Origin of the sequence: Halorubrum tibetense, assembly GCF_042661865.1 — an archaeon.
Taxonomy (GTDB): Archaea; Halobacteriota; Halobacteria; order Halobacteriales; family Haloferacaceae; genus Halorubrum; species Halorubrum tibetense.
In genome coordinates this window covers 1-4,735 of sequence record NZ_JBHSWW010000192.1, presented here as the reverse complement: position 1 = coordinate 4,735, position 4,735 = coordinate 1, and the positions used below count along the sequence as shown (strand labels likewise).

Genomic DNA, 4,735 nt, shown 5'->3' with positions numbered 1-4,735 from the left:
CGGCGGCGGCCCTGCCGCCCGCGACGAGGCTGGGGAGGCGTGAGGTGCGGTTGCGGTACGCGGTGGGACTCAAAGAGGCAGTCGCCGGACTACGTCCGGCTGCCAGAGGCACGAAGCGCCTCACTGTCGCCGGCGCGTCGCGCCAGCTGCCAGCGGAATCGGAGGATCCCCGCTGGAGCCCGGAACGGCGCTTATAAGCGCCGTTCCGGCGAGGCTGTGGCTGTGTGAGGAGATACCTTATCACGTGAGCGCTCGACGGAATCATCGAACCGACGACCCGAGCGGCGATCCGCTTCCGCCGACCGATCCGACGATTTAAAAGGATCTCCGCGGGTACGGGTCGATAATGAGTCTCGTCGTTACCGACACCCTCGAAGACGAGCGCGTCGAGTTCACGGCCGACGGCGACGTCACGCTGTACGTCTGTGGGCTGACGGTGTCGGACGACCCCCACCTCGGCCACGCCCGCCTGTGGTTCCACGCCGACGTCCTCCACCGCTGGCTCGCGTATCTCGGCTACGACGTCCGCCACGTCGAGAACGTCACCGATGTCAACGAGAAGATCACGGCCCGCGTGGGGGAGCGCGACGACTGGGCGGCCGAGCGCGACGTGGCAGAGACGTTCACCGCCACGACGTTCGACGCGATGCGCGGCCTGAACCTGCTCCGCGCGGAGGTGTACCCCCGCGTCACCGAGCACGTCCCGGAGATCATCGATCTCGTGGAGACGCTGGTCGAGAAGGGGTACGCCTACGAGTCGAACGGCTCCGTCTACTTCGACGTTACACGGTTCGAGGAGTACGGCAAACTCTCGAACCAGAACGTCGACGAGCTGGAGGCGCAGGGCGAACCGGACGAGCGCTCGGAGAAACGCAACCCCGCGGACTTCGCGCTGTGGAAGGCGGACGGCGTGAGCGAACACGCCGCCCGCGAGCACGCGAAACACGACCACGGGGACGAGACACCCGCGGGCGAGACGTGGGAGTCACCCTGGAGCGAGGGCCGTCCCGGCTGGCACGTCGAGTGTTCCGCGATGTCGACGACGCATCTGGGCGACACGCTGGACATCCACATGGGCGGGCGCGACCTCGTCTTCCCCCACCACGAGAACGAGGTCGCGCAGTCGGAGGCGGCCACCGGGGAGACGTTCGCGCGCCACTGGCTCCACGTCGGACTCCTGGAGATGGACGGCGAGAAGATGTCCTCCTCGATCGGCAACTTCTGGACCGTTCCCGACGCGCTCGAGGAGCTCGGCGTCAACGTCGTCCGGACGTTCTATGCGGGGGCGGCCTACCGCTCCGAGCAGTCGCTCACCGAGGAGACGATCGCGGAGGCCGAGGAGCGCTGGGAGCGCCTCTCCCGCACTTACGACCGCGCCGTCGACGCGCTCGACTCCGTCGACGCCCGCGCGAAGGCCGAAGACGACGACCTTCGTGCGGCGGTCGCAACCGCTCGCGAGGAGTTCGAGCGCGCGATGAACGACGACCTCAACCTCCGGGAGGCGACCGCGGCGTTGCTGGAGCTGACCGACGCCGTGAACCGGCACGTGGATGCGGTTCAGGGCGGGTCGTCGGACGCGTACGACTACGCGGGGCTCCGGGAGGCAGTTGAGACGTTCGAGGCGCTCGGCGGCGACGTGTTGGGCCTCCAGTTCGACGCGGAGAGCGACGGGGAGGTCGAGCTGGCCGGCGAGCTAGTCGAGCTGGTCTTGGACGTCCGTGAGGCGGAGCGCGAGGCCGGCAACTACGAGCGCGCCGACGAGCTGCGCGACGCGCTTCGTGAGGTCGGCGTCGAGATCGAGGACGGGCCGGACGGGGCGACCTACCGGTTCGAATGACATCCTCTCCCGCGTGATCGGAGCGAGACGGACGGTCTCGGTTGAAACCAGGCCATGTCCGACGACGTTGGGTTCTGACGGCGAGCGGTTCAGAAGAGACCAGCGATCCAGATCAGCGATGAGACGACGAATCCGCTGATAAATACCATCAGCAGGAGGATAGCGACCCATCGTCGTCCGTTATCTGCGAGGGACGGGACCTCACTCGGATAGATCGGAGCAAGCGTCCCGTTTTTATCCGAACCCCGCCCGTCCATGTGACGTGATGTGAACACCGTGCTATTAGTATTTTCCCCTCAGTCGGTCGGAACGACGCGATCAGTGACTCGACTGGTGATCGAAGGGACCCTCACCGTTTGTTTATAAACCCTTGCCGTCGAATCGACGGTTAGCGCTCCAAAGCCCCAGTCGCACTCGGCTCCCACAGCCCGCTGGGGTTCGCCGAGCGCGACTGCTCCTTTGAATCCCATCCGCCCACACCGCAACCACAGCCTCACGCCTCGCGGTTTCGCCGCTCGCGTTCGCCGCGTCCCTCGTGCGGCGCTCTCGCCGGCGGCGAAGCCGCCGGCTGTCGGAGAGACCTCCAGTCTCTCCCTACTCGCGGCCGCCGGTGGCGGCCACTCGGAGGCACGCGCCACCACACCGCCGAGAACGCACTCACTCCAACACGTGTTCGGTGTCGTACGAGCCGAGCACTTTGACCCAGCCCTTGTCGGCGATGGCCTCGATGTCCCCGACTGCTTTCGCCATGTGCTCCTCGTAGAGGCCGGCGTCGACGTCGAAGTGGAACAGGTAGTCACCCAGTCGCTCGCCGCTCGGGCGCGACTCGATCCGCGAGAGGTTGAGGTTGCGGTCCGCGAACGCCTCCAGCAGTTCGAGCAGCAGGCCGGGGTAGTTCGCGTTCGGATAGACGATCAGCGTCGTCTTTCCGCCGGCGTCCGACCGCGCGGACTCGGGCGCGACGACGAGGAACCGCGTCGCGTTCGAGGTCCGGTCCTGGATGTCCTCGGCGAGGATCGTGAGGTCGTCACCGGCGTTGTCCGGGTGGCCGATCCCGGCGATCCGAGCGTCCTCGCGGGCGCGCTCGACCCCGCGGGCGGTGGAGGCCACGGCCTCCAATCCCGCCGACGGATAGTGCTCCTCCAGCCAGTTGCGACACTGCGCGAGCGCCTGCGAGTGGCTGGCGACGACCTCGAACTCCGGCCCCTGCGCGAGTAGGGCGTGGCGGATCGGCGTGACGACCTCCCGCGTCACGGCGATGTCGTGGTCGGCGAGCGCGTCGAGGCTCTCCGTCACGGAGCCCTCGATGCTGTTCTCGATCGGGACCACTCCGCGCTCGAACTCGCCCGCCTCGACGGCGTCGACGATGGCGGTGACGGACTCGCGGAACGACACCTCGGCGGCGACGGCCCGCGCCGCACGGTGTGAGTACGTGCCGGCGGGACCGAGGGTGACGGCGTTCATCGACTCGCCGTACACGGGGGTCCGCGAAAAGGGTGGCGGGGAAGCGTCGCGAGCGCGTGTCTCTCGCGCTATCGGCGTCCCACGCGACCGGGATCGTTGTACGCGGCCGGGATCCTCCTACGCGACCGGGGTCCGCTCGACGACCGTTCCGTTCACGGTCGGGTACTGCTCGACGATCTCTCCCTCGTCGAGGTCGCCGTCCTCGACCATCTCCTCTAGAAGCCACCACGCGACCTCGACGTGGTTCGATTTGACGGTGTAGAACTCCTCGGGGACGCCGAGCGCCTCGAACCGCTCGGGCGGCGCGAACGCCTTCCCGTAGACGAGCGTGCCGTCGTCGGTCACCTCGTCGAACTCCCGACGGATGTTCTTCGCCATCCGTTTCAGACGGTTCCGGTGTTGGGCGGCGTCCTTGAACACCGACGTACAGAAGTACACCTTCTCGTGGGAGGCCATCTCCTCGACGATCGAGGCGTCCTTCGACCCCTCGACGGCGGACATGTGGCCCTCTTGGAGCTCGAACCCCTCCTCTTGCATCCGCCGGTAGTTCCCGTCGCTCATCTCGAACTCGTTGACGTTACAGAACTCGGCGGCCCCCTCGTCTAAGAACTCCAGGAACTCCGGCTCCGCGCGGATCCCCGGGATCTCGAACGCGGGCGTGAGCCCCTCCTCGCGGGCGATGTACAGGATCTCTTCCCATTCCGTCCCGTGCATGTCGCCCCACAGCTCCAGTGGCGGGTGGAACCGGATCTCGTCGAGGCCGGCCTCCGCGAGCCGCCGCATGTTCTCGCGTCCGCCCGTTATCCCGGTGTACAGGTGGGTGTGGTGGTCCTCGCCGAACTCGTCCTTCAGGAGACGGAGGTACCGGCACGTCTTCGCCATCGCCTCCTGGGGTTCGCCCCCGGTGATCGAGGTGCCGAGCGCGCTCATCCGCTTGGCCTCCGCGATCACGTCCTCGTCGGACTCGACCTTCCGCTCGTTGGCGTACACGTCGGTGACGTTCTTCCGGTTCTCCCCGAGAGGGCAGTAGAAACAGTCCCGCTGGTCACAGTAGCCGTAGACGAACAGCACCATCTTCCCGCCCTTGGCGCACTGTTCACAGCCCTTGGAGATCATCTACCGTCCGTTCGGCGTCCGTCCTCAAAAAGCGTCCGAAGCGCGTTCTCGGTCGACAGCGGTTGGCACGCGACGACAACAGCCACCGCGCGGAACACAAGACATGTACCCGACGAGCGGTGACTCGCGGCCATGGAACCCGACCGAACCCCCGACACGGACCGTGACCGATCGGCCGAAAACGGAGCGGAACCGATCGATGGTGGGGCGGAACCGACCGACAACGGAGCGGAACCGACCGACGGCACCCGCGACCGGTCGTCCGGCGGCGGACCCACTCGACGTCGTGCCCTCGCGGTCGGCGGGGCGGTCGCGACC

General features: G+C 67.2%; 4 protein-coding genes. 2 read left to right on the top strand and 2 right to left on the bottom strand.

Annotation, left to right across the window (positions count from 1 at the left end; all coding sequences use genetic code 11):
• Window positions 1–346: 346 nt before the first annotated feature.
• Window positions 347–1,837 carry a cysteine--tRNA ligase gene (gene cysS, locus ACFQEU_RS11550; protein ID WP_379782278.1) on the top strand — a complete coding sequence of 497 codons (1,491 nt, stop codon included), beginning with the start codon at window positions 347–349 and terminating at the stop codon, window positions 1,835–1,837.
• Window positions 1,838–2,494: 657 nt separating this feature from the next.
• Here cysS and pheA read toward each other — a convergent pair.
• Together pheA and ACFQEU_RS11540 are read right to left on the bottom strand one after the other, a co-directional pair.
• Window positions 2,495–3,301: a prephenate dehydratase gene (pheA, locus tag ACFQEU_RS11545; protein ID WP_379782275.1), complete on the bottom strand. Its 807-nt coding sequence runs from the start codon at window positions 3,299–3,301 to the stop codon at window positions 2,495–2,497.
• Window positions 3,302–3,418: 117 nt separating this feature from the next.
• Complete coding sequence (locus ACFQEU_RS11540; RefSeq protein WP_379782272.1) at window positions 3,419–4,417, bottom strand: radical SAM protein; 999 nt, start codon at window positions 4,415–4,417, stop codon at window positions 3,419–3,421.
• A 132-nt stretch (window positions 4,418–4,549) separates the two neighbouring features.
• Here ACFQEU_RS11540 and ACFQEU_RS11535 point away from each other — a divergent pair.
• Window positions 4,550–4,735: hypothetical protein (locus ACFQEU_RS11535; RefSeq protein ID WP_379782268.1), on the top strand; the 186-nt coding region annotated here is incomplete at its 3' end.